Source organism: Kitasatospora sp. NPDC015120, from assembly GCF_043080305.1.
Classification (GTDB): domain Bacteria; phylum Actinomycetota; class Actinomycetes; order Streptomycetales; family Streptomycetaceae; genus Kitasatospora.
In genome coordinates this window covers 37,341-63,288 of sequence record NZ_JBIBVJ010000012.1, presented here as the reverse complement: position 1 = coordinate 63,288, position 25,948 = coordinate 37,341, and the positions used below count along the sequence as shown (strand labels likewise).

Annotated in this window: 20 protein-coding genes and 2 tRNA genes; 9 read left to right on the top strand and 13 right to left on the bottom strand. The window is 76.1% G+C overall.

Annotated elements, in window-relative coordinates:
• Positions 1 to 8: 8 nt before the first annotated feature.
• Both ACF1AK_RS24705 and ACF1AK_RS24700 read left to right on the top strand, forming a co-directional pair.
• Entirely contained in the window at positions 9 to 665 is a 657-nt protein-coding gene (locus tag ACF1AK_RS24705; protein WP_391501008.1) for a pentapeptide repeat-containing protein, read from the top strand.
• A 215-nt stretch (positions 666 to 880) separates the two neighbouring features.
• A complete protein-coding gene (locus tag ACF1AK_RS24700) occupies positions 881 to 2,995 on the top strand; it encodes a phosphocholine-specific phospholipase C (RefSeq protein WP_391501007.1) in 2,115 nt (704 codons plus the stop codon).
• A gap of 23 nt (positions 2,996 to 3,018) precedes the next feature.
• Here the strand turns inward: ACF1AK_RS24700 and ACF1AK_RS24695 are convergent, their stop codons facing one another.
• Positions 3,019 to 3,816, bottom strand: a complete 798-nt coding sequence (locus ACF1AK_RS24695; protein WP_391501006.1) for a phosphoribosyl-dephospho-CoA transferase MdcG domain-containing protein — start codon at positions 3,814 to 3,816, stop codon at positions 3,019 to 3,021.
• A gap of 231 nt (positions 3,817 to 4,047) precedes the next feature.
• On the opposite strand from ACF1AK_RS24695, the gene ACF1AK_RS24690 reads away from it, so the two are divergent.
• Entirely contained in the window at positions 4,048 to 4,314 is a 267-nt protein-coding gene (locus ACF1AK_RS24690) for a hypothetical protein (protein WP_391501005.1), read from the top strand.
• A gap of 80 nt (positions 4,315 to 4,394) precedes the next feature.
• Here ACF1AK_RS24690 and ACF1AK_RS24685 read toward each other — a convergent pair whose 3' ends face one another.
• A complete protein-coding gene (locus tag ACF1AK_RS24685; protein ID WP_391501148.1) occupies positions 4,395 to 7,709 on the bottom strand; it encodes a S41 family peptidase in 3,315 nt (1,104 codons plus the stop codon).
• Between the two features lie 138 nt (positions 7,710 to 7,847).
• Between ACF1AK_RS24685 and ACF1AK_RS24680 the strand changes: the two genes are divergently transcribed.
• Positions 7,848 to 9,539, top strand: coding sequence for a chitinase (locus ACF1AK_RS24680; protein WP_391501004.1), 1,692 nt, complete (start codon positions 7,848 to 7,850; stop codon positions 9,537 to 9,539).
• A 100-nt stretch (positions 9,540 to 9,639) separates the two neighbouring features.
• Here ACF1AK_RS24680 and ACF1AK_RS24675 read toward each other — a convergent pair whose 3' ends face one another.
• Entirely contained in the window at positions 9,640 to 10,002 is a 363-nt protein-coding gene (locus ACF1AK_RS24675) for a MerR family transcriptional regulator (protein ID WP_391501003.1), read from the bottom strand.
• Positions 10,003 to 10,067: 65 nt separating this feature from the next.
• Between ACF1AK_RS24675 and ACF1AK_RS24670 the strand changes: the two genes are divergently transcribed.
• The gene (locus tag ACF1AK_RS24670) at positions 10,068 to 11,285 is read left to right on the top strand and encodes an MFS transporter (RefSeq protein ID WP_391501002.1); all 1,218 of its coding nucleotides are present in this window, start codon (positions 10,068 to 10,070) and stop codon (positions 11,283 to 11,285) included.
• Positions 11,286 to 11,294: 9 nt separating this feature from the next.
• On the opposite strand, the gene ACF1AK_RS24665 is transcribed toward ACF1AK_RS24670, so the two are convergent.
• Both ACF1AK_RS24665 and ACF1AK_RS24660 read right to left on the bottom strand, forming a co-directional pair.
• Positions 11,295 to 12,005: a response regulator gene (locus ACF1AK_RS24665; protein WP_391501001.1), complete on the bottom strand. Its 711-nt coding sequence runs from the start codon at positions 12,003 to 12,005 to the stop codon at positions 11,295 to 11,297.
• On the bottom strand, positions 12,002 to 13,216 hold the full coding sequence (locus ACF1AK_RS24660) for a sensor histidine kinase (RefSeq protein ID WP_391501000.1): 1,215 nt from the start codon (positions 13,214 to 13,216) through the stop codon (positions 12,002 to 12,004). The genes ACF1AK_RS24665 and ACF1AK_RS24660 overlap by 4 nt, the downstream gene beginning before the upstream one ends.
• Positions 13,217 to 13,410: 194 nt before the next feature.
• On the opposite strand from ACF1AK_RS24660, the gene ACF1AK_RS24655 reads away from it, so the two are divergent.
• Positions 13,411 to 14,151, top strand: coding sequence for a DUF2306 domain-containing protein (locus tag ACF1AK_RS24655; RefSeq protein ID WP_391500999.1), 741 nt, complete (start codon positions 13,411 to 13,413; stop codon positions 14,149 to 14,151).
• A gap of 42 nt (positions 14,152 to 14,193) precedes the next feature.
• On the top strand, positions 14,194 to 15,129 hold the full coding sequence (gene hemC, locus ACF1AK_RS24650) for a hydroxymethylbilane synthase (protein ID WP_391500998.1): 936 nt from the start codon (positions 14,194 to 14,196) through the stop codon (positions 15,127 to 15,129).
• 70 nt (positions 15,130 to 15,199) lie between these two features.
• Here hemC and ACF1AK_RS24645 read toward each other — a convergent pair.
• Together ACF1AK_RS24645 and ACF1AK_RS24640 are read right to left on the bottom strand one after the other, a co-directional pair.
• A tRNA-Lys gene (locus ACF1AK_RS24645) sits at positions 15,200 to 15,273 on the bottom strand.
• A gap of 79 nt (positions 15,274 to 15,352) precedes the next feature.
• Positions 15,353 to 16,261, bottom strand: a complete 909-nt coding sequence (locus ACF1AK_RS24640) for an NADP-dependent oxidoreductase (RefSeq protein ID WP_391500997.1) — start codon at positions 16,259 to 16,261, stop codon at positions 15,353 to 15,355.
• A 198-nt stretch (positions 16,262 to 16,459) separates the two neighbouring features.
• On the opposite strand from ACF1AK_RS24640, the gene ACF1AK_RS24635 reads away from it, so the two are divergent.
• The gene (locus ACF1AK_RS24635) at positions 16,460 to 18,043 is read left to right on the top strand and encodes a Na+/H+ antiporter (RefSeq protein WP_391500996.1); all 1,584 of its coding nucleotides are present in this window, start codon (positions 16,460 to 16,462) and stop codon (positions 18,041 to 18,043) included.
• Between the two features lie 245 nt (positions 18,044 to 18,288).
• Positions 18,289 to 19,950: a glucose-6-phosphate isomerase gene (gene pgi, locus ACF1AK_RS24630; RefSeq protein ID WP_391500995.1), complete on the top strand. Its 1,662-nt coding sequence runs from the start codon at positions 18,289 to 18,291 to the stop codon at positions 19,948 to 19,950.
• Between the two features lie 154 nt (positions 19,951 to 20,104).
• Here the strand turns inward: pgi and ACF1AK_RS24625 are convergent.
• From ACF1AK_RS24625 to ACF1AK_RS24600, 6 genes are all read right to left on the bottom strand, one after another.
• Positions 20,105 to 20,178: transfer RNA gene (locus ACF1AK_RS24625), tRNA-Lys, on the bottom strand.
• A gap of 88 nt (positions 20,179 to 20,266) precedes the next feature.
• Complete coding sequence (locus tag ACF1AK_RS24620; RefSeq protein WP_391500994.1) at positions 20,267 to 20,797, bottom strand: bifunctional DNA primase/polymerase; 531 nt, start codon at positions 20,795 to 20,797, stop codon at positions 20,267 to 20,269.
• Positions 20,798 to 20,938: 141 nt separating this feature from the next.
• The gene (locus ACF1AK_RS24615; RefSeq protein ID WP_391500993.1) at positions 20,939 to 21,346 is read right to left on the bottom strand and encodes a hypothetical protein; all 408 of its coding nucleotides are present in this window, start codon (positions 21,344 to 21,346) and stop codon (positions 20,939 to 20,941) included.
• 277 nt (positions 21,347 to 21,623) lie between these two features.
• Complete coding sequence (locus ACF1AK_RS24610) at positions 21,624 to 22,994, bottom strand: AAA family ATPase (protein WP_391500992.1); 1,371 nt, start codon at positions 22,992 to 22,994, stop codon at positions 21,624 to 21,626.
• Between the two features lie 8 nt (positions 22,995 to 23,002).
• Complete coding sequence (locus ACF1AK_RS24605; RefSeq protein ID WP_391500991.1) at positions 23,003 to 24,640, bottom strand: hypothetical protein; 1,638 nt, start codon at positions 24,638 to 24,640, stop codon at positions 23,003 to 23,005.
• Positions 24,637 to 25,908: a hypothetical protein gene (locus ACF1AK_RS24600; protein WP_391500990.1), complete on the bottom strand. Its 1,272-nt coding sequence runs from the start codon at positions 25,906 to 25,908 to the stop codon at positions 24,637 to 24,639. The genes ACF1AK_RS24605 and ACF1AK_RS24600 overlap by 4 nt, the downstream gene beginning before the upstream one ends.
• Between the last annotated feature and the right edge of the window lie 40 nt (positions 25,909 to 25,948).

Sequence of the window (25,948 nt, the reverse complement as noted above, 5' to 3'; positions counted from 1 at the left end):
CCTCCGCCATGCCCCAGCACGTTCCCGACCGCCTGGAAGACCTGCCCCACGCCGGCCACCTGACCTCGCACACCGGCCCGCTGCGCAGCGACGGGCGCTACGACACCGTCCACTTCGACGGCGGCGAGTACACCGACCAGGCGGCGGGCGGCGCCACCTTCCTGGAGTGCGCCCTCACCGGCGTCGCGCTGAGCGGCGTCAAGCTCCGCCAGGCCCGGTTCAACGAGGTCTGGGTGCAGGCCGGCCGCTGGGTGGCCTGCGACCTCGCCGACAGCGAGTGGCAGGACAGCGCCGTCACCGGAGGCGTGCTGGCCGGCATCGCCGCCCACGGCTCGGCGCTGCGCCGGGTGGTGTTCCGCGGCTGCAAGCTGGAGGCGGTCAACCTGCGCGCGGCCGTGCTGCGCGACGTGGTCTTCGAGGACTGCCTGCTGCGCGACGTCGACTTCGGCGACGCGAAGCTCACCGACGTCACCTTCCCCGGCTCCACCCTGGAGGAGGTCCGGCTGCGCGGTGCCGTCCTGAGCAAGGTGGATCTGCGCGGCGCCGTCGCCCTCGGCCTCCCCGACGGCCACCAGGGCCTGCGCGGCGCCCTGATCAGCCCCACCCAGCTCTTCGAACTGGCCCCCCGGTTCGCCCAGGCCCTGGGGATCACGGTGAAGGCCTGAGGGCGCCCCCCGCAGGTCGTCGACGCCGTCCGCCGCCGGTCGGGGGAACGTCCGGCTCCGTTCAGCCGCACGTCGTTCGGCGACCCCGGGGGGAACAGTGCGCCAACCCTGCCGCCCGCCCCTGGTGGGGAGGTTCGGGCGGGTGGAGGATGCTGCGCGGTCGAGTGGGCCCCGACTTGTGTGCACAACCTCCAGTGAAGGGACGGGCTGGGCTGATGGCCGAGCTGAGCCGTAGGAAGTTCGTGACCCTGTCCGGTGCCGCCGCCGCGGGTCTCGCCGTGGCCGGTGCCGGAACCACCGGCGCCGGGGCGGCCCCGGCCGAGGGCGCACCGGCGGGCGCACCGGCGGGCACGCCGGCCGCCGCGCCGTCGGCGGCGCTGTCGCAGACCGGCACCCTCGCCGACGCGCGGCACATCGTGATTCTCATGCAGGAGAACCGCAGCTTCGACCACTACTTCGGCATGCTGCGCGGCGTGCGCGGCTTCGCCGACCGCTCCGCCGTCCAGATCGCCGGCGGCTACTCCGTCTTCAACCAGCCCAACGGCCTGCTGGCCCGCCAGTACCCGTGGCAGTTCAGCCTCACCAAGCCGGCCGGCGGCGCCGACCCGCAGCGGCTGGCCCAGTGCAACGGGGACCTCAGCCACGGCTGGAGCGATCAGCACCGCGCCTGGAACGGCGGGAAGCTGGACTCCTGGGTGGCGGCCAAGGGCAACGTCCGCACCCTGGGCTTCCTCACCCGCCAGGACATCCCGTTCCACTACGCGCTGGCCGAGAACTGGACCATCGCCGACGCCTACTTCTGCTCGGTGCTGAGCGCCACCGGCCCCAACCGCACCTACCACTGGTCCGGCCAGATCGACCCGTCCGGCGCGGCGGGCGGCCCGGCCTACGACGGCGGCGACGAGAAGGGCCTGCGCTGGCAGACCTACGCCGAGGCGCTGGAGAACGCCGGCGTCAGCTGGAAGGTCTACCAGAACGCCGCCGACAATTACGGCGACAACGCCCTCGCCTACTTCAGCCAGTTCGCCGGCGCGCCGGCCGGCAGCCCGCTCGCCGTCAAGGGCATGGGCTCCGTGCCCAAGGTCACCGGCCGGACCCCGGACGACATCGTCGCCGCGATCAAGGCCGACGTGCTGGCCGGCACCCTCCCGCAGGTCTCCTGGATCGTCCCCAACCAGGAGGTCTCCGAGCACCCGTACGCCACCCCGGCCGACGGCGCGCACTTCGTCCACCAGGTGATCGACGCGCTCAACGCGGACCCGGACGTCTTCAACTCCACCGTCCTGCTCCTCAACTACGACGAGAACGACGGCTTCTTCGACCACGTCCCGCCGCCCGCCGCCCCGGCCGGCACCCCGGGCGAGTTCTACAACGGCACCAACATCGGCCTCGGCTTCCGCGTCCCGCTGATCGCCGTCTCCCCGTGGACCCGCGGCGGCTGGGTCTCCTCCGAGGTCTTCGACCACACCTCGGTGCTGCGCTTCCTGGAGAAGTGGACGGCGGCCATCGGCAAGCCCGCCGCCTGCGTCAACATCAGCGACTGGCGCCGGCGGGTCTGCGGCGACCTCACCGGCCTGTTCGACTTCGCCAACCCGGTGTACGGCCTGCCCACGCTGCCCGCCACGGCCGGCGCGGTGGTCGGCATGGCCACCTGCGGGCCGCTGCCCAACCCGGCCCCGGTCGACAACAAGCTGCCCGCCCAGGAGATCGGGACCCGTCCGGCCCGCGCCCTGCCCCACCAGCCGAACGCCGTCCTGGACCACCTGGAGTTCGGCTCCGGCGGCGTGATCAAGGTCTGGCTGACGATGGCCAACCAGGGCGCGGTGGCGACGAAGTCCGCCCACTTCGCCGCGTACGCCAACGCCTACCGCAGCGGCGGTCCCTGGCAGTACACCGTCGACCCGGGCGGCAGCCAGAGCGACTTCTTCAACTGCGGCACCGGCTACGGCAACGGCCAGTACGACCTGAGCGTGATCGGCCCCAACCGCTTCCTGCGCCGCTTCAAGGGCGACGCCACCAAGGCCGGCCGGAACGCGGCCGTCACCTGCTGGTACGCCGTCGAACCGGGCAGCGGCAAGCCGGCGGTGTACTTCGGGCTCGCCAACACCGGCACCACCGCGCTGACCTTCACCCTCACGTCCACCAACTACCGCACCGACGGCCCCTGGACGTACCAGGTGCCGGCCGGCGGCAGTGTGAGCGACTTCTTCAACGCCGTCGCCCTGACCAACGGCTGGTACGACTTCACCGTCACGGTGAACGCCGACAGCACCTGGTCGCAGCGGTTCACCGGTCACCTGGAGACCGGCGCCGCCAGCGTCAGCGGCTGAGGCCCGGCGGGCGCGTCACCGCCTCACAGGCCCCGGGGGAACCACGGGTCGTGGACCTCCCGGGGCCCGTCGGGCGTGAGCAGGGTCAGGGACAGCGGCGAGGCCGCGTACTCGGCCAGCAGCACCGCGCCGTGCCGGGTCTCCAGCTCCGCCTGGACCGGCACCCGCAGCCGGCTGAGCGCCCGCCGCAGCTGCAGCGCGTCGCGCCGGCTCACCGGCTGCGGCGCGCGCAGCACCAGCCGCAGCGGGCTCAGCGGTCCGGCCACCGGCTCGCCGGTGGCCAGCTCGTAGCCGATCGCGCCGATCGGCCCCCAGGCCAGCCGGTGGTCGGCGATCAGCTGTCCGGCGAGCGGCAGCACGGTCAGCGCGGGGACCGCCGCCACCCGTTCGGGCGACAGCAGGGAGAGCCGCCCCGGCAGCTGCTCGGGGCGCAGCGTGCGGGCCACCGCGGCCCGGGGCGCCAGCGCGTCCAGCCGCTGCCCGCGCAGGGGGCCGCGCACGATCACCGGCAGCCAGGTCTCCGGTGCGGCCGAGACGTCCCGGGTGCAGCGCACGGGGTGCGGGGTGTCCGCGGCGGTGCCCGCCACGGCCGGCGCCCGCCCGACGGTCACCCAGGGGTGCGCCCGCAGCACCTGGCGCGCCCAGTCCGGCAGCGGTCCGCCGCCGAGCGGCCGCAGCGAGCTGGGGCACTGCATCAGCAGCAGGTCGTGGACGCCGGCCTGCCGTCCGTCGAGCGCGGCCAGTGAGCCGACCAGCCGGCGCGGTCCGCCGTGCGGCTCCTCACTCGGGCGGGGGACGCGGGGGCGGGCGGCGACGGTCACGGCGGGCTCCAGGGGTGGGATCGGGACCGGCTGACGGCTCCACCCTCCCTCCGGCCCCGCCGGGACGGCTACGGCCTTTCGGCGCCCGCGACCAGGGACCAACGGCTCAACGGTGCCCCGGCGGCGCCGGTCCGGCCGGCGGCTCCGGGCGGCGGGTGCGGGCAGGGGGTGCGCGCCGGGCCCGGCGGTGTGAGAGTGGGGGCAGTCCGGAATTCGCCCGGAGGAGGAGTCATGGGAATCTTCGACAGGTTCCGCCACAGGGCCCCGCAGACCGCCGAGGAGAGCAGGTCCTCGCTCGCGGCGGGCGCCGAGCGGGACACCACCGCGAGGACCGACGCCGCGCAGCGCGCCGCGCTGGCCCACGACGAGGCCGTCGACGCCTTCAGCGCCGAGACGGAGAAGGCCCGCGAGGTGCAGGAGGCCTCCGCGGCCGACGAGCGGGAGGCCGAGGAGCGGGCCCGCCAGGACATGACCGCCGAGGGCGACCCCTGGGGCTGACCGCCCGCTGCGCCCGCCTCACCGTCCGCCGCCTCACCGTCCCCCGCTGCACCGTCCGCCCGTCGCACCGCCCCCGGGGATCACCGTTCCCGGGGCGGCAGCGGCGGGCGCCGCAGGTCGGGGCGCGGCGTGTCCGCCGGCGGCGGGACGGCGGCCGGCGCGTCGTCCAGCAGCTCCAGGGCCAGCCGCACCGCCGTGACCAGCTCCGGGTACCGCCCCGCGGCCCAGTCCCGGGGCGCCCGGAGCACGTGCACGTCCGGCTCGACACCCCGGTTCTCCACCGACCAGCCGAGCCCGCCGGTGAACCACGAGGCGTTCTTCGGCACCGAGATCTGCGTCCCGTCGCCGAGCAGGTGCCGCCCCGTCATGCCGACCACCCCGCCCCAGGTCCGGGTGCCGACCACCGGGCCGAGCCCGAGCAGCCGGATGGCGGCGATGATGACGTCGCCGTCGGAGCTGGTGGCCTCGTCGGCGAGCGCCACCACCGGCCCGCGCGGTGCGTCGCGCGGCCAGCGCACCGGTTCCCGGCCGCGGCTGAAGTCCCACGCCAGCACCCGGCGGGTGAGCTTCTCCAGGACCAGTTCGGAGACGTTGCCGCCGGCGTTGCCGCGCACGTCCAGGACCAGCGCGGGTTTGTCCAGCTCCCGCCGCACGTCCCGGTTGAACTGCGCCCAGCCCGAGCCGCCGAGGTCCGGGATGTGCAGGTAGCCGCACCGGCTGTCGCTGAACTCCCGCACCAGGGCGCGCCGCTTGGCCACCCAGTCCTGGTAGCGGATGGCCCGCTCGTCGGTGAGCGGGGTGACGGTGATCCGGCGCACGGCGCCGTCCGGTCCGCCGCGGCGCAGGGTGAGTTCGACACTGGTGCCGCCGGTGCCGGCGAGCAGCGGCAGCGGGCCGCGCACCGGGTCGACGGGCCGCCCGGCGACGGCGAGCAGTTCGTCGCCGGCCCGCACGCCGTGGGTGGCGAGCGGGGCGCGGGCACGCGGGTCGGAGGACTCGCCCGGCAGGATCCGGTCGACCAGCCAGCGCCCGTCGGAGGAGCGGTGGGCGTTGGCGCCGAGCAGGCCGAGCGGCTGCTGGGCGAGCGCGGGGCCCTCGCCGCGCCGGGACGGGGTGACGTAGGCGTGCGAGGTGCCGAGTTCGCCGAGCAGCTCGCGCAGCAGGTCGGCGAAGTCGTCGGGGCCGGCGATCCGTTCCAGCAGCGGCTCGTACTGGGCGGTCAGGGCGGGCCAGTCCAGCCCGCACATGCCCGCGTCCCAGAACTGGTCGCGCACGATCCGGGCGGCCTCCGCGTAGGCCTGGCGCCACTCGGCGGCCGGGTGCACGGTGTGGGTGATCCGCCGCAGGTCGACGGTGGTGCCCGCGGACGGCGCGGCGACCGGGACGATCCGCAGGGTGCCGGCCGCGTAGACGGCCACCGAGCCGCCGTCGCCGGAGACCGCGTAGCCGTCGAGCCGGTCGGCGAGTGTGGAGCGCGAGCCGCGGGCCAGGTCGAAGTACTCCAGGGAGGGGCGGCCGGAGGTGTCGTCGGGGTTGGTGAAGGTCTGCCCGAGGACGCCGGAGATCGGCCAGCGCAGCCAGACCAGCCCGCCCCGGACGGCGTCGGTGGCGGAGTACTTGCCGGCGAGCACCGGGAACGGGATCAGCCGCTCGCCGATGCCCTCGGCGTCCACCTCGACGGTGCCGTCGCCGCCGCCGTCGCCGTGCGGGGCGCCGTCCTCGGCGGGGGCGGCGAACGGTGAGGGCGTCCCGGTGGTGAGCGGGACGAGGTAGGGGCGGCAGCCGAGCGGGAAGGAGAGGTCGCCGGTGTGCACGTCGTGCACGGGGTCGAAGCCGCGCCAGGAGAGGAAGACCAGGTAGCGGCCGTCCCGGGTGAAGACCGGCTGCTCGTCCTCGAAGCGGCCGTCGGTGACGTCGGTGACCGGGGCGGGGGCGTCGGCGCGGGTGAGCCGGATGCGGCGCAGCGAGCGGCCGGCGGCCGGCTGGGACCAGGCGATCCAGTGCGAGTCGGGGGAGAAGCGGGCGCTGGTGACCGGCCCGTGGCCGGAGGAGGCGAGTTCGCGCACCCCGCCGTCGGCGGCGGTGACCAGCAGCAGCCGGCCGTCGGAGGTGGTGGCCGCGAGGCGGGCGCCGTCGGGGGCGGCGGTGAGTTCCAGGACGCGGCCGATCCGGCCGACGGCGAGCACCCGGCGGCCGTGCTGCGAGGGGGCGTGCTCGTGGCCGGGCAGCGGCACGATCTCGATCGCGTCCTCGCCCTCGGCGTCGGTGATCCAGGCGGCCTCGCCGGTGCGGCCGAGCACCACCGGCAGCCGGGTGCGCACGCCGGGGGTGTCGGCGAGCGCCCGGGCCGGGCCGTCGCGGTGGGTCAGCCAGTACTGGCTGCCGCGCACCGTGATCACCCCGGCCCGCCCGGTGGCGTCGCAGGCGAGGTCCTTGACGTGCGAGGCGGCGCTCACCTGGTACGGGCGCCGGCCGGCCCGGGCGCCGCCGAGCGGGACGTGCAGCCGGCGCGGTGCGGGCGCGTCCAGGCCGTCGAGCAGCCAGAGGTCGCCGGCGTGCTGGTAGACGATCCGCACGCCGTCGGTGGCGGCCTCGCGGGCGTAGTAGGAGGCGTGGTCGGTGTGCCGGCGCAGGTCGGTGCCGTCGGGGCGGCAGGAGTAGAGGTTGCCGACGCCCTCGTGGTCGCAGAGGAAGGCGATCCGGTCGCCCTCGGCGGCGGTGACCGGCATGGGGGAGGCGAGGTGCCCGGGAAGGTCGGGGAGGATCTGCTCGCCGTCCACCCAGAGCCGGCCGGTGGCGCCGCCCCGGTAGCGCTTCCAGGCGGCGGGCTCGTGCGGGGCGGCGCCGGTGAGCAGCACGGTGTGGGCCCGGCCGACCTGGGCGTCGCCGACCGGTCCCCAGGGCATCCGGCGCGGCGGGCGGCCGTCGGGGGGCAGGGCGTGCGCCCAGGTGTAGTGGCCGAAGGGCTCGTGGTACGAGGTGACGGCGAGCAGTTCGCCGTCCGGCAGCCAGCCGCGCAGCCGGGTGTCCTGGCTGCCCCAGTGGCTGAGCCGCAGGGCCTCGCCGCCGTCGGCGGGGGCGGCCCAGATCTCGGGGGCGAGGCTCTGCCAGGCGGTCCAGGCGAGGGTGCGGCCGTCGGGGGACAGCCGGGGGTGGCTGACCCGGGTGCGGTCGCAGCTGACCCGCCAGGCCCGGCCGGTGGCGGCGGCGCCGGGGTCGAGCGGGGCGATCCAGACGTCGTCCTCGGCGGTGAACGCCAGCAGGCCCCCGCGCAGGTGGGGGTAGCGGAGGTAGCCGGGCGACGTCACCCCTCCATGCTTCGACGGGGTGTCACGCGCGGCAACCGGAAGGGCCCCGGCGTCCCTGCGACCGGGGCCGGAACCGGTCTGGACCATTGACACCGTACGGCCGTATCCACTTCAGTGGTCTAGTCCAACTCGTCTGCCCGGCCGCGCCGTTCCCCCACCACCGGTGCGCGCCCAGGCATGCCCGGACACCCCCCACGACCGCGCCCTCCGCAAGGAGTCCCCCACATGCGCAGAACCCCTGTCACCCCCGCCGCGGCCCCCCGCCGCCGCACCCGCACCGCGCTGGCCGCCGGCACCGCCTCGGCCGTCGCCGCGGCCACCATGATCGGCCTCACCCTGGGCCTCGCGCCCAGCGCCTCGGCCGGCGAGTTCCTGGTCAACGGCGGCTTCGAGAGCGGCTCCCTCGGCCCGTGGAGCTGCGCCGCCGGCACCGGCAGCGTCGTCACCGGCCAGGCCCACGGCGGCAGCTACGCGCTGGCCGCCGCCGCCTCGGCCGGCGACACCGCCCGCTGCGCGCAGACCGTCACGGTCGCGCCCAACACCACCTACACGCTCAGCGCCTACCTCAAGGGCTCGTACGTCTACCTCGGCGTGGACGGCGGCACCTCGACCTGGACGCCCGGCACCGGCGGCGGCTACCAGAAGCTGACCACCACCTTCACCACCGGCGCCACCCAGACCAGCGCCACCGTCTACACCCACGGCTGGTACGGCCAGGGCACCTACTACGCGGACGACGTCTCGCTGGACGGTCCCGGCGCGCCCAGCCCGACCGTCACGCCCACCCCCACGGTCACCCCCACCGTGACGCCCACGGTCACCCCCACGGTCACCCCGACCGTGACGCCCACCGTGACCCCGACCGAGACGCCCACCGGCACGCCCACCACGCCGCCGCCCGGCTCCAAGAGCCTGGTCGGCTACCTGCACGCCAGCTTCGCCAACGGCGCGGGCTACACCAAGATGGCCGACGTCCCCGACTCCTGGGACTTCATCAACCTCTCCTTCGGCGAGCCGACCTCGGTCACCTCCGGTGACATCCGGTTCAACCGCTGCCCGGTCACCGAGTGCCCGGGCGTCGAGTCCGACGCCGACTTCAAGGCCGCCATCGCCGCCAAGCGGGCCAAGGGCAAGAAGGTGCTGATCTCGATCGGCGGCCAGAACGGCCAGGTCCAGCTCACCACCACCGCCGCCCGGGACGCCTTCGTCAGCTCCGTGTCGGCGATCATCGACAAGTGGGGCCTGGACGGCCTGGACATCGACTTCGAGGGCCACTCGCTGTCGCTCCAGACCGGCGACACCGACTTCAAGAACCCGACCAGCCCGGTCATCGTCAACCTGATCTCCGCGATCAAGACGCTCAAGGCCAAGTACGGCCCGAACTTCGTGCTGACCATGGCGCCGGAGACCTTCTTCGTCCAGCTCGGCTACCAGTACTACGGCTCCGGCCCCTGGGGCGGCCAGGACCCGCGGGCCGGCGCCTACCTGCCGGTCATCCACGCCCTGCGCGACGACCTGACCCTGCTGCACGTCCAGGACTACAACTCCGGCTCCATCATGGGCCTGGACAACCAGTACCACTCGATGGGCGGCGCCGACTTCCACGTCGCGATGACCGACATGCTGCTCAAGGGCTTCCCGGTGGCGGGCAACGCCAACAACGTCTTCCCGGCGCTGCCCGCGTCCAAGGTCGCCATCGGCATGCCGGCCACCACCAACGCGGGCAACGGCTACGTCGCCCCGGCCGAGGTCAACAAGGCCCTGGACTGCCTCACCAAGCTGGCCAACTGCGGCAGCTACGTCCCGAAGGCGGGCGCCCAGCCCGGCCTGCGCGGCCTGATGACCTGGTCGATCAACTGGGACCAGTTCGGCGGCCGGGAGTTCTCGAAGAACTTCGACAGCTACTTCCGCCGCTGACGGCCCGCCGGCCGGTCCGGCAGCCGGACCGGCCCACGGGCCACTGACCCACGGGCCACTGGCCCACGGGCCGCTGGGCGACGGGACCCGAACCCGTCGCTCAGCGGCCCACCCGCACCGCCGCCAGGTACCCGGCGATCGCGTCCCGGTTGCGGGTCAGGCAGGCGATCCGCGAGCTCATCCCCGCCAGCTCCTGCTCCAGAGTGGCGATCATCTCCGGCGTGGCGTCCTCGAAGTGGATCGTCCGGGGCTTGCTGAGGCAGGGCAGGATCTGTTTGATGATCCTGGTCGGCAGCCCCGCGTCGAGCAGCCCCCGGATCTGCAGCACCCGGTCCACCGTCGACTCCTCGTACGCCCGGTAGCCGTTCGCACAGCGCGCGGCCGCGATCAGCCCCTGCTCCTCGTAGTAGCGCAGCAGCCGCCGGGACGCCCCGGTCCGCTCGGACAGCTCCCCGATCCGCATGTGGCCCACCTCACAGCCGGTCGCGTTGACCCTCACATCAATGTGAGCGTTTGAGCATAACGGCCATGCCGACCTCCCCGCGGACCACCGAGCGACCCGCCGCCGACCGGCGGCCGGCCGGGCTCCCCCTGCCCGCCCTCCTCGCCCTCGCCACCGCCGTCTTCGTCACCGCCCTCACCGAGACCCTGCCCGCCGGCGTGCTGCCCGCCATGAGCGCCGACCTCGGCGTCGGCGAGTCCGCCATGGGCCAGTCCGTCACCGTCTACGCCCTCGGCACCGCCCTCACCGCCGTCCCGCTCACCGCCGCCACCGCCGGCTGGGGCCGGCGGCGCCTGCTGCTCACCGCGATGCTCGGCTTCGCCGCCGCCAACACCGTCACCGCGCTGTCCGGGAACTACCCGCTCACCATGGCCGCCCGGTTCGTCGCCGGGGTCGCCGCCGGCCTCGCCTGGGCCCTGCTCGCCGGGTACGCCCGCCGGCTCGCGCCCCCCGAACTCCAGGGCCGGGCCATCGCCGTCGCGATGGCCGGCGCCCCGCTCGCCCTGTCGCTCGGCGTGCCCGCCGGGACCTTCCTCGGCCAGGTGCTCGGCTGGTGGGTGGCCTTCCTGCTGATGACCGCCGTCGCCCTCGCCGTCACCGGCTGGATCGCCGCCTCCGTCCCCGAGGTGCCCGGCCGGGCCCGCGGCGAGCGGGCCCCGGTGCTGCGCGCCCTCACCGTCCCCGGCGTCACCCCGGTGCTCGCCGTCACCTTCGTCTTCGTCCTCGCCCACACCGTCCTCTACACCTACATCGCGCCCTTCCTCGACCGGCGCGGCATGGGCGGCGCCACCGACGCCGTGCTGCTCGCCTTCGGCGTGGCCTCGCTGGCGGGCATCTGGTTCACCGGCGCGCACATCCACCGCCGGCTGCGCGCGCTGACCCTCGCCTCGACCCTGCTGGTCGCCGCCGCGGCCGCGGTGCTCGGGCTCGCGGCCGGCAGCGCCGCCGCCGTGTACGCCGCCGCCGTGCTCTGGGGGCTCGGCTGGGGCGGCGTCCCCACCCTGCTGCAGACCGCCGCCGGGGACGCGGGCGGCGAGCGGGCGGACGCGGCGCAGGCGATGCTGGTCACCCTGTGGAACGCGGCGATGGCCGGCGGCGGCGTGGCCGGCGGCCTGCTGCTGGACCGGCTCGGCACCGGCTCGCTCCCGTGGACCGCGCTGCTCCTGCTGCTGCCGGTGCTCGCCGTCGTCCTCGCCGCCCGCACCCACGGCTTCCCGGCCCGCCGCCCGGGCGGCGGGCGGTGACCGGCGGGCTCAGTGGCCGCCGAGCGGGTCCCGGGAGCGCATCAGCCCGCCGCGGTAGGAGATGGCCACCGCCTGGGCCCGGTCACGGGCGTCGATCTTCGCCAGGATCCGCTTCATGTGGGTCTTCACCGTCGACTCGGCGAGCACCAGCAGCGCGGCGATCTCCCGGTTGGAGCGCCCCTCGGCCGCCAGCCGCAGCACCTCCCGCTCGCGCGCCGTCAGCTGGGCCAGCCGGGCGTCCTCCGGCTCCGGCGGGGGCCGCTCGCCGCCCCGGCCGACCATCTGGGCGACCAGGTCCCGGGTGACCGCCGGGTCCAGCACGGACTCGCCCCCGGCCAGGGTGTGCACCGCGTCGATCAGCCGCTCGGCCGAGGCCCGCTTCAGCAGGAAGCCGGCCGCCCCGGCCCGCAGCGCCCCCCAGACGTAGTCGTCGTGGTGGAAGGTGGTCAGCACCAGCACCCGGGTGGGCAGCCCGGCGGCGGCGATCCGCCGGGTCGCCTCCACCCCGTCGATCCCGGGCATCCGGACGTCCATCAGCACCACGTCCGGCAGCAGCTCCCGGCAGCGGGCCACCGCCGCCAGCCCGTCGGCCGCCTCGCCGACCACCTCGATCCGGTCGTCGGTCTCCAGCACCAGGGAGACCCCGGCACGCAGCAGCGCGTCGTCGTCGGCCACCACCACCCGCACCCGCCCGGCCGCCGGGCCCGCTGCGGCGGTCACGGGACGGGAAGCTCGGCGCGCAGCCGGAACCCGCCCGGCTCGCCCGGCCCGTGCTCCACCCGCCCGCCGAGGACCGAGACCCGCTCGGCCACCCCCAGCAGCCCGCGGCCGGGCGCGTACCCGGCGGGCACGCCCCGCCCGTCGTCGCACACCTCGACGGCGAGCCGCCCGGCGGCGCACCGGACGGTGACCCCGACGGTGCGGGCGTCCGCGTGCTTCACCGTGTTGGTGAGCCCCTCCTGGACGATCCGGTACGCCGACACGTCCAGGCTGCGCGGCACCCGGCGGGCGGCCGGGTCGATCCGCACCCGCACCCGCAGCCCGGCGCCGCCGAGCCGCTCGGCCAGCCGCTCCAGGTCGGCGATGCCGGGCTGCGGCGCCGCGCCGTCCGGCTCCCGGCCCTCGGCGGCCCGGCCCTCCGCGTCCGGGCCGTGCGCATCCCGGCCGTGCGCCTCGCGCCGCAGCAGGCCGAGCACCCGGTCGAGGTCGTCGAGCGCCTCCCGCCCGGTGTGCTCCAGACCGGTGAGCAGCTCCCGGGTGCGCTCCGGCTCCCGGTCGAGCAGCCGGCGGGCGGCCCCGGCCTGGACCAGCACCACGTTCAGGGTGTGGCCCACCGAGTCGTGCAGCTCCCGGGCCAGCCGGGCCCGTTCCCCGGCGACCACCTCCCGGCGCAGCAGCAGCCGGGCGGCCTCGCGCTGCTCGGCCCGCCGGGCCGTCCCGTAGCCGACCGCCCAGCCCAGCAGCCACAGGAACAGCACCCCGGCCGGGATGACGGGGTAGGCCCGGCCGAGGTCGGCGAAGTAGGCGGCCATCCCGAGCAGGGCGGCGAACGGGCCGGCCCAGGCACGGCGCCGGGGCGCGTAGAGGCCGAGCGAGTAGAGGCCGACCAGGTCGGCGTACGGCGAGACGGGGCTCGGCAGCACGAACAGCGCCTCGGCCGAGAGCGCGGCCGCGCCGACCAGGTAGCCGGCCAGCGGCCTGGTCCGGCGCACCGCCAGCGGGGCGGCCACCGCCACGCTCAGGGCGAGGGCGAGCGGCAGCCCGCCCCGCAGCCCGCCCGCCGCGCCGATCCGTTCGACGGCCATCACGAGCAGGAACAGCCCGGCCAGGACGGCGTCCCAGCGGCCGGCGGGCACCGCCCGCACCGCCCGCAGCGCGGGCAGCAGCGGCCGGGGCGGCGGGGCCGCCGGGGTGTGCGGCACAGGACTCATGACGGCTCCGGGGTGGGGGATCGGCCGCCGCGCGGTGGTGCGGGCGCACGGGCCGTACGGTAGCGGCGGCCGTCCGGCCCGCGCATCGCCCCGGTGGGGTATTGCGGACCGGCCCGGTCACCCCCGTGGGGGCAGCCCGCGGAACCCCGCCGGGCGGACGCGGGCGGGCGCCCGCGGTCCGTAGCGTCCGGGCCATGAACGCTCCCGACCCCCGCGCCCCGGCCGCCGCTCCCAGTCCGTCCCCCGCCGTCCCCGCCGCCCCCGCCGCCCCCGCCGCCCCCGCCGCCCCCGCCGCCCCTGCCGGGCCGACCGCCGGCCGGGGCCGCCGGGCGGGCTGGTGGGCGGTCACCGTGCTCGCCTTCGCCACCGCCCTGCTCACCGCCCGCTACCTGACCCTCGACCCCGAGGTCTTCCTCGACCAGCAGCGCGCCGTCTACCTGGCCCACCGTGTCCCGCTCGCGCTGCACGTCGGCGGCGGGGTGCTGGCGGTGCTGCTCGGCCCCTGGCAGTTCCTGCCCCGGCTGCGCGCCTGCCGCCCGGGACTGCACCGGCTGACCGGCCGGCTCTACCTGCTCGCCGTGCTGGCCACCGGCACCGGCGGCCTGCTCCTGGCGCCCTCGGGCCTGGTCGGCCCCGTCGCACCGGCCGGCTTCACCGCGCTCGCCGTCCTGCTGCTGCTCTCCTCGGCGCTGGCCGGGCGGGCCGCCCTGCGCCGCGACCTCGTCCGCCACCGGGCCTGGGCCACCCGCTCGTTCGCGCTGGTCCTGGCCGCCGCGACGCTGCGGATCTGGCTGCCGGTGGCGGACCTCGCCGGGGTGCCGTTCGAGCAGGCCTACGCCACCGCCGCCTGGACGTGCTGGCTGATCAACCTGGTGGTGGCCGAGCACCTGATCGCCCGGATCCCCGCGCCCGCCGCCGCGCCGCCGGCCGGGTGAAGCGGCATCGCCGCCGGGCGGGTGACGGCCTATCATCCAGCAATGACCACCGCAGAGTTGATCCGCATCGTGTCCCGCTCCTCGCCGATGGCGCTCGCCCAGGTCGAGCGGGTCAGGGCCCAACTCGCCGCCGTGCACCCGGGGGTGCGCACCGAGGTGGTGCCGGTGACCACCTCCGGCGACCGCTGGATGGGCGACCTCGCCCGGCTCGGCGGCAAGGGCGCGTTCACCAAGGAGGTGGACGCCGCGCTGCTGGCCGGTGAGGCCGACCTCGCCGTGCACTGCCTCAAGGACGTGCCCGCCGACCGCCCGCTGCCCGCCGGCACGGTGTTCGCCGCCTACCTGCGCCGCGACGACATCCGCGACGCGCTCGTCCACCCCGGCGGCCTGACCCTGGACGAACTGGCGCCCGGCACCCGGATCGGCACCTCCTCGGTCCGCCGCCGGGCCCAGCTCGCCGCCTCCCACCCGCACCTGCGGTGCGTCCCGGTGCGCGGCAACGCCAACAGCCGGCTGGCCAAGCTCGCGGCGGGGGAGGCGGACGCGCTGCTGCTCGCGCTGTCCGGACTGGAGCGGATCGGCGAGGCCGCGCGGATCAGCGAGGTGCTGCCGGTCGAGGTGATGTGCCCGCCGATCGGCGCCGGGATCCTCGCCCTGCAGTGCCGCGCCGAGGACACCGCCACCATCGACGCGGTCGCCGGCCTCGGCGACCACCCGACCTGGCGCGAGGCGAGCGCCGAGCGGATGTTCCTGCACGTGCTCCAGGGCCACTGCAATTCGCCGATCGCCGGCTACGCCCGGGCCGAGGCGGACGGCCGCCTCTCGCTGCGCGGGCGGGTCTTCACCCCGGACGGCAAGCACGTCCTGGACGCCCACGAGTGGGCCGGCGCGCTGAGCCCGGAGGACCTCGGCACCGCGACCGCCCTCGCCCTCAAGCGGCAGGGCGCCTCCGAGCTGATCGCCGCCATCCCGCACTGAACGGCGGGGGAGGGCCGTCCGGGAACGACGGAAGGCCCCCCGCTCCCGCGAGGGGCCTTCCGGCTGTCTGTGCGCCGCCAGGGACTCGAACCCCGGACCCGCTGATTAAGAGTCAGCTGCTCTAACCAACTGAGCTAGCGGCGCCTGCTGACGAGGAAGACATTACCTGGTCAGCGGCCGAAACACACAATCGGCCCGGAGCCCCGCCCGCGGAGGGAGCCGTTCAGGGGGTGAGGACGACCTTCCCCCGGACGTGGCCGGTGCCGACCAGCCGGTGGGCGTCGGCCGCCCGCCCCAGCGGGAAGGTCTCGGCGATCTCCAGCCGCAGCGCGCCCGCCTCCCAGAGGGCGACCAGTCCGGCCAGCCGGGCCGCCGTCCGCTCCCCCCGGATCCCCAGGACGCCCAGCCGCCGGGCCGCCGGGTAGTCCACCACGGTGCCGATCCGGGACCGGTCGGCGACCAGCTCGACGGAGGCCTCCAGCGCCCCGCGCCCGGCCGCGTCGAAGGCCGCGTCCACGCCCTGCGGCGCCGCCGCCCGCACCCGCTCGACCAGCCCCTCGCCGTACGCGACCGGGACCGCGCCCAGCTCCCGCAGGTAGCCGTGGTTGCGCGCGCTCGCGGTGCCGATCACCGTGGCCCCCCAGGCCCGGGCCAGCTGGACGGCGACCGTGCCGACCCCGCCGGCGGCGCCGTGCACGAGCACGGTGTCGCCCGCGCCCGCCTTCAGCTCGGTGAGCGCGAGGTGCGCGGTCTGCCCGGAGGCGGACAGCGCGCCCGCGTGCTCCCAGGGCATCCCGGCCGGCTTGCGCACCAGCCGCGCGGCGTCGGCGGTGACCAGCTCGGCGGCGCAGCCCAGCAGCCGGAAGCCCAGGACCTCGTCCCCGACCGCCCAGTCCCGCACGCCCTCCCCGAGCCGGTCCACCACTCCGGCGAACTCGTTGCCGGGGATCAGCCCGGGGGCGATCTCGACGCCGGCCGGGGCCCGGCCCTCCCGGATCGCGAGGTCCACCGGCTGCACCCCGGCGGCGTAGACCCGCACCCGCACCTCGCCGGGGCCGGGGGCGGGGTCGGGCACCGCGGTCACCCGCAGTACCTCGGGGCCGCCGAACCGGGGGACGGTCACTGCCTTCATCGCGGGCACTCCTGTCGGGTCCTGTCGAGCCTCGGGTTCCCCCGATCCTGCGGGGTGAAGTCCGCTTCAGGTCAACCCCTCCCCGGCGTGTCGTCCCAGTTGAGATCATTGTCGGATTTATCCTCGACGGCGGCCCGGGCCATGTCCGGACCGCACTCCCGTGCAGATCCCCCGCCCGCCACCGAGAGGACGTTCCCCGTGGGCCAGCTGCCCCTGCTCTTCCTGGTGCTGCTCGCCTCCGTGGTGACCATGCCGCTGGCCCGCCGGACCGGCGTGCCCCAACCGGTGCTGATGACCCTGCTGGGCATCGCCATGGCACTGATCCCGCAGATCCCCGACATCGCCATCGAGCCCGAGCTGATCCTGCCGCTGGTCCTGCCGCCGCTGATCTTCGCCGTCGCCCGGCGCTCCTCGGTGCGCTACTTCAAGGCGAACATCCGCTCGATCCTGCTGCTCGCCGTCGCCCTGGTCGTGGTCACCACCGCCGCCGTGGCCGGCACCGTGCACTGGCTGCTGCCCGGCCTGCCGATCGCCGCCGCCATCGCGCTCGGCGCGCTGGTCTCCCCGCCCGACCCGGTCGCCGCCGTCGCGGTGGCCGGCAGCGTCGGCCTGCCCCGCCGCCTGGTCGCCATCCTGGAGAGCGAGGGCCTGTTCAACGACGTCACCGCGATCGTCGTCTACTCGCTGGCCATCGAGGCCGTGGTCGGCGGCGACTTCTCGGCCGGCGGGGCCGTGCTGCGCTTCGTCCTCTCGGCGGTCCTCGCGGTGGTCATCGGCGTCGCCCTCGGCTGGGCCAACACCAAGCTCGCCGCCCTCCTGGAGGACCCCACCCAGCAGGTCGCGCTCAACCTGCTGGTGCCCTTCGCCGCCTACAGCCTGGCCGAGGAGATCCACGGCTCCGGCGTCCTCGCCGTCGTCGTCTGCGGCCTCTACCTCGCCGAGCGGGCCGCCGACGCCGACGCCGTCTCCTACCGGCTGGTCGGCAACGCCTTCTGGGAGATCGTCGAGATCCTCATCACCGGCGTCGCCTTCGGCCTCATCGGCCTCGAACTGGCCACCGTCCTCAAGGAGGCCGGCTCCGGCTGGACCGGCATGCTCGGCGACGCCGCCGTGGTGATCGCCGTGGTCGTGGTGGTCCGGCTGCTCTGGCTGCTCCCGGCCGGCTGGCTCTCCCAGAAGCTGCGCGCCGGTTCCGAGGAGGACACCCCGATCAGCTGGCAGGAGAGCGTGCTGCTCTGGTGGTCCGGGATGCGCGGGGTCGCCACCGTGGCCCTGGCCCTGGCCATCCCGCTCACCCTGGACTCCGGCGAGTCCTTCCCCGAGCGCGGCCGGCTGGTCTTCATCGCGTTCAGCGTGGTGCTCTTCACGCTGCTCGTCCAGGGCCTCACCCTGCCCTGGCTGGCCAAGCGCTTCGAGCTCGACCTCGGCCACGACCGGCACGAGCAGCAGGTCCGCCAGCTCTGGTGGCGGGCCGCCAAGGCCGGGCTGCGCCGGCTCGGCGAACTGGAGGAGGCCGACCGGCTGCCCGCCGAGGTCGCCGACCGGCTGCGGGACCGCCAGCACGACCGGCTGGCCCGGCTCTGCCCCGAGAACTACGCGGAGGAGGAGGCCGCCGAGGCCAAGCAGCGGCTCGTCCAGTGGCGGGCCGCGCAGAGCGTCGAGCAGGAGATGATCGCCGCCTCCCGGCGCGAGATGCTGGTCGCCCGCGCCGAGCCCGGCGCCGACCCGGAGCTCGTCGACCAGGTGCTGCGCGGCCTCGACCTGCGCTCCGAACGGCGGTGACGGCCGGGCGGTGACGGCGGGTCGGTGACGGCCGGGCGGCCGCCCCGCGACGCGCGTCCGAACGGCGGGCATCCCGACGGACCGTCGGGACGCGGAATGTGCGCCCGGGGCCGCGGCGTTGCATAGGCTGGCCCCGGGCAAGGCCGTCAACGGAGTCGGCGCACCCCCAGTACCCGCACGACCTCGCGAAACCCTCCCGCCTGGCCCTGCCGGTATCTGCACCCAGACGAAACGAGGAGCCACCGATGTCGGAGACCCGCGCCGACGCCCGTACCCCGCTGGACCGCACCCCGCAGTGGGCCGCCCTCGCCAAGCACCGGGAGGAGTTCGGCGACACGCACCTGCGCGAGCTGTTCGCCGCCGACCCGGAGCGCGGCCGCCGCTACACCCTCCAGGTCGGCGACCTGCACGTCGACTACGCCAAGCAGCTCGTGACCGACGAGACCCTGGCGCTGCTGCGCGACCTGGCCGAGGCCACCGGTGTCGCCGCCCTGCGGGACGCCATGTTCCGCGGCGAGAAGATCAACACCACCGAGCACCGCGCCGTCCTGCACACCGCGCTGCGGGCCCCGCGCGGCGCGGTCGTCGAGGTCGACGGCGAGAACGTCGTCCCCGCCGTGCACGCCGTGCTGGACAAGATGGCCGCCTTCGCCGAGCAGGTCCGCGGCGGCGAGTGGCGCGGCCACACCGGCAAGCGGATCCGCACCGTCGTCAACATCGGCATCGGCGGCTCCGACCTCGGCCCCGCGATGGCCTACGAGGTGCTGCGCTCCTACGCGCAGCGCGACCTCGACGTCCGCTTCGTCTCCAACGTGGACGGCGCCGACCTGCACGAGGCGGTCCGCGACCTGGACGCCGCCGAGACGCTCTTCATCGTCGCCTCCAAGACCTTCACCACCATCGAGACCATCACCAACGCGGTCTCGGCCCGGAACTGGCTGCTCACCGAGCTGCGCGCGGACACCGACGCGGTCGCCAAGCACTTCGTCGCGCTCTCCACCAACGCCGAGGGCGTCGCCGACTTCGGCATCGACACCGCCAACATGTTCGAGTTCTGGGACTGGGTCGGTGGCCGCTACTCCTACGACTCGGCGATCGGCCTCTCGCTGATGATCGCCATCGGCCCGGACGCCTTCCGCGAGATGCTGGACGGCTTCCACCTGGTCGACGAGCACTTCCGCACCGCCCCGCCGGAGGAGAACGTCCCGCTGCTGCTCGGCCTGCTCGGGGTCTGGTACGGCGCGTTCTTCGACGCCCAGGCGCACGCCGTGCTGCCGTACTCGCACTACCTGTCGAAGTTCACCGCCTACCTCCAGCAGCTGGACATGGAGTCCAACGGCAAGTCGGTGGACCGCGACGGGCGCCCGGTGAGCTGGCAGACCGGCCCGGTGGTCTGGGGAACCCCCGGCACCAACGGCCAGCACGCCTACTACCAGCTGCTGCACCAGGGCACCAAGGTGATCCCGGCGGACTTCATCGGCTTCGCCCGGCCGGTCGCCGACCTGCTGCCCGGCCTGGTCGCCCAGCACGACCTGCTGCTCGCGAACTTCTTCGCCCAGACCCAGGCGCTGGCCTTCGGCAAGACGCCGGAGGAGGTCGCCGCCGAGGGCGTGCCGGCCGAGCTGGTCCCGCACAAGACCTTCCGCGGCAACCACCCGACCACCACCGTGCTGGCCGGCGAGCTGACCCCCTCGGTGCTCGGCCAGCTGGTCGCCCTCTACGAGCACAAGGTGTTCGTCCAGGGCGCGATCTGGAACATCGACTCCTTCGACCAGTGGGGCGTCGAGCTGGGCAAGGTGCTCGCCAAGCGGATCGAGCCGGTGCTGCTGACCGGCGAGGGCACGGAGGCGCTGGACAGCTCCACCGCGGCGCTGGTCGCCCGCTACCGCGAGCTGCGCGGCCGCTGAGCCGCCGGGCCGGTGCACGGGCCGTCCGCCTCGGCGGGCGGCCCCGCCGGCCGCTCCACCCGCCCGCTCCCCGCTCCTGCCGGGACCGGCTCCCGCCCGGACCCGGAAACGCCGGAAGGCCCCTCGTTCTCACGAGGGGCCTTCCGGCTGTCTGTGCGCCGCCAGGGACTCGAACCCCGGACCCGCTGATTAAGAGTCAGCTGCTCTAACCAACTGAGCTAGCGGCGCCTGCTGACAGGGAAGACTCTAGCAGCGGGTCCGGGTCCGGCCAAAATCGAATACCCGCACCTCCCGGGCCCGTCCCGGCCGGGGGCGCTCAGGGCGCGCAGACCGGCTCCCGGGCCGCCCGGACGCAGGCCCAGAGGACCACGGAGGCCCCCGGCAGCCACGGCTCCCGGCTCTCCGGGGCGACGATCCACCGCCCCCGGCCGTGTTCCGCCGCCTGCGGCCCGCCGTCCGCCGCCCGCTGCACCGGCGGCACGGTCACCGTGTCGCCCTTGCCGTGGCACAGCAGCGGGGGCACGTCCCGGGCCCACTCCTCCCAGGTCAGCAGCCGGCGCAGCCGGGGCGCCGCCCCCGGCTGCACGAACAGCAGCGTGCGCCCCCGGACGACCGCCACCGGCCCGCAGCCGGGCCCGGAGGCCCACAGCTCGTCCAGGACCCGGCGCCCGAACAGCGCCGGCATGCTGATCACGTCGAAGGTCCGGCCGCAGGGCAGCACCGAGGGCGCCCACGGGCGGGCCTCCCACAGGGCGCGCATGCTGCGCGGGTACTCGCTGGCGGAGGCGAGCCAGGCCTCACCGGCCACGGTCACGTACTCCACCGATTGGTAGGTCCAGATGTCCACGGACAGCAGGGTGGGGTGTCCGGAGCGTGTCCGGGAGGGAAAGCGTGGTTCGCCGGACAGCGGGGCGGGCTGGGGCGTACCCTTCCGCGTCCTGCGGCATATGCCAGGGGCGACCGGGCCGGGCCGGGGCGGCCGGGTGGCTCAGTCCTCGTGCCGCTGGGGGCTGAGCAGCGTGCGGCCGTACTCGATCATCTTGGCCGCGTAGTCCGGCGTCCAGTCGGCCCGGTTCGCGATCTCGGCCGCGGACAGCGCGTCGAACCGGCGCGGGTCCGCCAGCTGCGCGGCAGCGACCGCCTGGAAGTCGGTGGCCCGCTCGGCGGCCGCCCGGAAGGCCAGCGTCAGCTCGGTGGAGCGGCGCAGCAGCTCGGCCGGGTCGTCGATCGACTCCAGGTCGAAGAAACGCTCCGGCTCCGGTTCGCCGGCCGGCGGCTCGAACAGCAGCTGCACCGGGCGCTGCCGCCGGCCGGACGCCGTACCGGCGCCCGGCCCGGGGCCGGCCGGCGCGGCGGGGCCGCTCGGGTCGGACGCCTGCACAGGGGAGTCGGGCATGGACGGACACCTCCGGGTGCTCGATGGGGGGCGGGCGACGGCCGGCTCGGATCGGGCGCCGCCCGGTCGCGGCCGTCGTCCATTGTCTCGCGGCGGCAGCCGGTAACGGAACGGTGCGCGTCCGGGCGCTATTCCCGCCCGGCGCGCCGGGAGCGCGCGTCAGCCGGTGCGGCCTTCCGCACGCCCCCGCGGTCCGGTGCGCGCCCGCGTCTGCCGCAGGCCGCCGCCCGCCCGTGCCGCCCGCGCCCGTCCGTGCCGCCGGAGCCACCCCCCGTCGTCAGGGCCGGTCCAGCCGCACCCGGTGCCCGGACAGGTGGTGCAGCACCCGGTGGTTGGCCTCCCAGCCGTCGGGGAACGCCACCGGGACGTTCAACTGCACCGGCTCGGTGGCCGGGTGCTCGTCCAGCAGCTCCGCGATCCCGGCCCGGGCCACCACGATGCAGGCGTGGCGGTGCCGGGAGGCCAGTACGCAGAGCCGGCCGGTCTCCAGGTGGAACGCGGTCGCGTCCGGCCGCCCCGACAGCGGGTGCAGCACCACCGTGACGTCGTACTCGCGCCCCTGCAGCCGGTTCGCGGTGTCCACGGTCACCGCCGGCCCGGCCGCCGGGTCCACCGGAACCCCCGCCCTGGCCAGCGCCGCCCGCACCGCCGCCGCCTGGTCCCGGTGCGCCGTGCCGACCGCGACCCGGTCCGCCGTGAGCGGCGCCGAGCCCTGCTCGGAGTGCGCCGTCAGCCCGCGGTCCAGCAGCCGTCGCACGGTCGCCGCGACGGCCGCCACCGCCTGCGGGTCGGTGCGCACGGTGTGCCGGGCCGGCAGCTCCAGCAGCGCCCAGCCGTGCTCGGCGGCCCGGTCGATCGCCGCGTCCACCGCCGAACCGTCCGGGCGCACCGAGGCGGTCAGCGAGCGGTCGCCCGAGCCGGTGCCCGAGCGGAACGGCGTGAACGGGTAGAACGCGCCGGAGATCAGCGGCGCCGCACTGGCCGGCAGCCGCCAGGACACCGGCAGCCGGTGCGGCTCGATCTGCGGGTTGTGCGCGAGCAGGGTGACCACCGCGCTGCTCGACGGGTCGTACGACAGGCCCGCCCACTGCTCGGTGCCGACCACCGTGAACGGGTCCAGCTGGCCCGGGTCGCCGACGAACAGCGCCCGCTCGAACAGCCGGGCCACCGCCAGCAGCGCGTCCGAGCGCATCTGGTACGCCTCGTCGACGATCGCGTGCCGCCACGGCTGCTCGGCCCGCACCCACTGCCACTTCGCCGAGGTGGAGATCACCACGTCCAGCTCGGCGAGCTCGGCGACCTTGTCCGAGGGCGTGACGTTGGCGTGCCGCAGCACCTCCGGCCCCGGGCGCGCGTCGGCCGCGTGCAGCCGGCCGATCGCCAGGTCCGGCGCCTTGACGGCCAGCCGGTCGACCAGGTCGTCCACCTGGCCGTTGGTCTGGGCGACGATCATCAGCCGCTCGCCCGCCGCGACCAGCTCCCGGGCGGCGCGCACCACCAGGGTCGACTTCCCCGCGCCGGGCGGCGAGTCCACCACCACGCCGCGCGGAGCCCCGGCGGCCGGGCGGACGGTCGCCTCCAGGATCCGCGCCACCGCGGCGTCGGCGGCCGCGCCCGGGGTCTGGCCGGCGGCCTGCTCGGTGCTCATCGGGCGGATCACTCCCAGTCCTCGGCGGCGCCGGTCACGACCGGCACCACGGTGACGGCGGCGCCGGGCGGGCCGCCGTGCGTCCACGGCGTGTCGTCCGGCTCGGGCAGCGGCGCGGCCTGCCGGACCGTCAGTTCGAACAGGGTGAAGGTCACCCGCTCGCCCGGCTCGGGCAGGCTCCCCGGCTCGGGCTCCTTCTTGCGCCCCATCCCGGACAGCAGCCGCACGGTGATGGTGCCCTCCTGCGGGTCGGCCGCCGCGATCACGGCCTTCTGCGCCGGTCCGGCCGCCGCCTCCGGCGCCGCCGGTTCGCGGACCCGGTGCACCTCGCGGCCCGGGTCCGCGTGCGGGCGGTCGTCGGTGCGCACGACCACCAGCGGCCGCGGCTTGGGGGAGCGGCCGGTGGTGTCGTAGTCCGGCACCACCTCGGTCACCACCCCGCTGAACGCCTCCCCGGCCAGCCGGTGCCCGGCCATCGCCAGCGGGTCGTCCAGCGCCTCCTGGACGTCCAGCCGGGCCTGCTCGCGCTCGCGCTGGGCGAGCTTGCGGGCCGCCGTCACGGCGTCGTCGATCCGCGGCTGCGGGGGCTCCCCGGCCGCCAGCCGGTCCCGGTGGCCGGTGTACGACCAGCGGTCGCCGGTCCAGCGCTCGGGCAGGTGGCGGGCCGGCGGCAGGGCGCGCAGCAGGTCCAGGCCGTGCCAGACGTCGTGCCAGGTCGGCAGCAGCTCCTCGCGCAGGACGGCGCGCAGCTGCTCGACGGCGACCCGTACGGCCTCCCGGGCCGCCGCGGCGTCCGCGGCGCCCGCCGCACCCGCGGCGTCGGCCCCGCGCAGCGCCGCCGCGGCCGCGTCGTAGCGGGCGATCGCCGGGGCGAGCACCTTGGCGTCGAACACCGGGTCGGTGGTCGGACCGGCCGGCGGGTGGAGCAGCCGGCCCCCCTCGCCGCGCCCGGTCTCGGCCCGCTCGGCGGCCTGCGCGCCGCTCAGCCCCGGCGGCGGGGTGTGCCAGGCCAGCCGGGCGGCCAGGTGCTGGTCCTCCAGGTGGCTCTGGCCGGTGGCCCAGTGCCGGGCCAGCAGGCCGGTCACCGGCAGCAGCAGGCTGGAGCCCGGCACCATCGCCCGTTCGGCGAGGTGGGTCAGCCAGCGGCCGAGCAGCGGCACCCGGGCGGGGGCCGGGAACGGGCCCGGGTCCTCGTCCTCGGCGGTGCGGCGGAACCGGGTCGAGCGGCCGAGCAGCGCCAGGTACCGCACGCCCCCGCTGTTCGGCACGATCAGCTGCGGCGCGTCCGCGCACAGCTCCCGCACGACCGGCGTCCTCTCCCCGCTCTCCGGATCCTTCTCGGAGCCCTCGATCAGCTCGACCTCGTCGCCGAAGGACTCCAGGTAGGGCAGCAGATCGGCGGCCAGGTCGGCCAGGAACTCCGAGCGCAGCGTCCGGTTGAGCGGCTGCGGCACGATGTGCAGCGCCGGCGCCTCGCGGTCGGTGCCCAGCAGCACGGCCAGCGGCGCGCCGTCCTCGCCTGCCGAGGTCAGCGGGACGAGCACCATCGGGCGCTCGGAGAGGTGCCGGTGGCGGACGGTCGCCAGCGGCTCGGCCCGGCCGCTGCGCACGGCCTCCAGCCGGGCCAGGGTGGACAGCAGGCTCACCGCTCGGCCTCCGCCCCGGCGGGCGCGGGGCGGCCGAGCGCCTCGGCGCGCAGTGCGGCGGCGTACGCCAGCCGGGCGGCGGCCTCGTCCGCCCCGTCGCCGTCCTCGTCCTCGTCCCCGTCCCCGTCCGCACCGGCGGCCGCCCGGGCGGACCCGGCCGGGCCGGTGGCGGCGACGGCCAGCGCCTCGGTCACCGTGCGGATGCTGCCGAGTTCGCCCCGCACCCCCCGGCCGAGCTGCTCGACCCGGTCCCCGCAGCGCGCCTGGGCGCGGCAGTGGAAGCCGAGTTCACAGGTGGAGAGGCAGTCCGGGCTGTACGCGGCGGGCACCGTGCCGACCGTCTTCTCCAGCTCCTCTGCCGACCGGACCGGCACGCCGTCCGCGCCGGGGGAGAGGTCGAGGTCCGCCCCCGGCGGCAGCACCGCCAGCAGCCGCTCGATGCCGGTCATCCGGCTCAGCTGCCGGCGGGTGGTGGCCAGTTCGCGGCGCACGTCCACCGGCACCGCGGTCGGCCGGCTGCCGAAGTCCTCCGGGCAGACCAGCAGCACGCTGGTGCGCGGACTGCCGGGCAGCCGCTGCTCGGCGTACGGGTCCGGGTCCACCGGCCGCCCGGCCAGCGCGGCGGCGGCCTCCTGGAGGGCCAGCACGTAGACGGCGGCCTGCCGGGCGGCGGCGCCCACCTTGCCCGGGTCGGCGGTGCCGTCCAGCACCGGGAAGGACTTGATCTCCACGACCGTGCAGCGGCCGCCGTGCACCACGACGGCGTCCGGCTCCAGGTAGGCGGTGGAGCCCGCCACGTCCAGCCGCAGCATCGGGTGGTCGAGCAGCGTCCAGGCGTGCTCGTCGGCGGCCGCCTCCGCCAGCGCGGCCGCCGTGCGGTCGGCCCGGACCGCCGGACCGGAGGAGCGCAGCAGGTCCGGCACGAGCAGCGGGCCGCCGTCCTCGGACATGCCGAGCCGGCCGCGCAGCGGCTCCAGCAGCGCCGCGTAGCCGTTCTCCTTCAGCCGGGCCTCGAACACCACGCCGCGCGCCAGCGCGAACGGCGACCGGCCGAAGGGGGCGGGGCGGCCGAGCCGGGCGGCCAGCGCCGCCTTGTCCACCCCGGCGGCGTCCAGCACGGCGCGGCGGTGGCACCCCGGATTGGCGGCCAGGGCGGCGAGGGCACGGGCGTTCAGACTGCGCTGCGGCGCCGGTCCGCGCAGCTCGGCGAGCCGCTGGGCGAGCGGCTCCGCCGGCCCGCGGAGCGGGGCGTTCGTCGAGACGTTCATGGTGCGGCCCAGTGTCGCATCCGGCTCCGACAATCCGCCC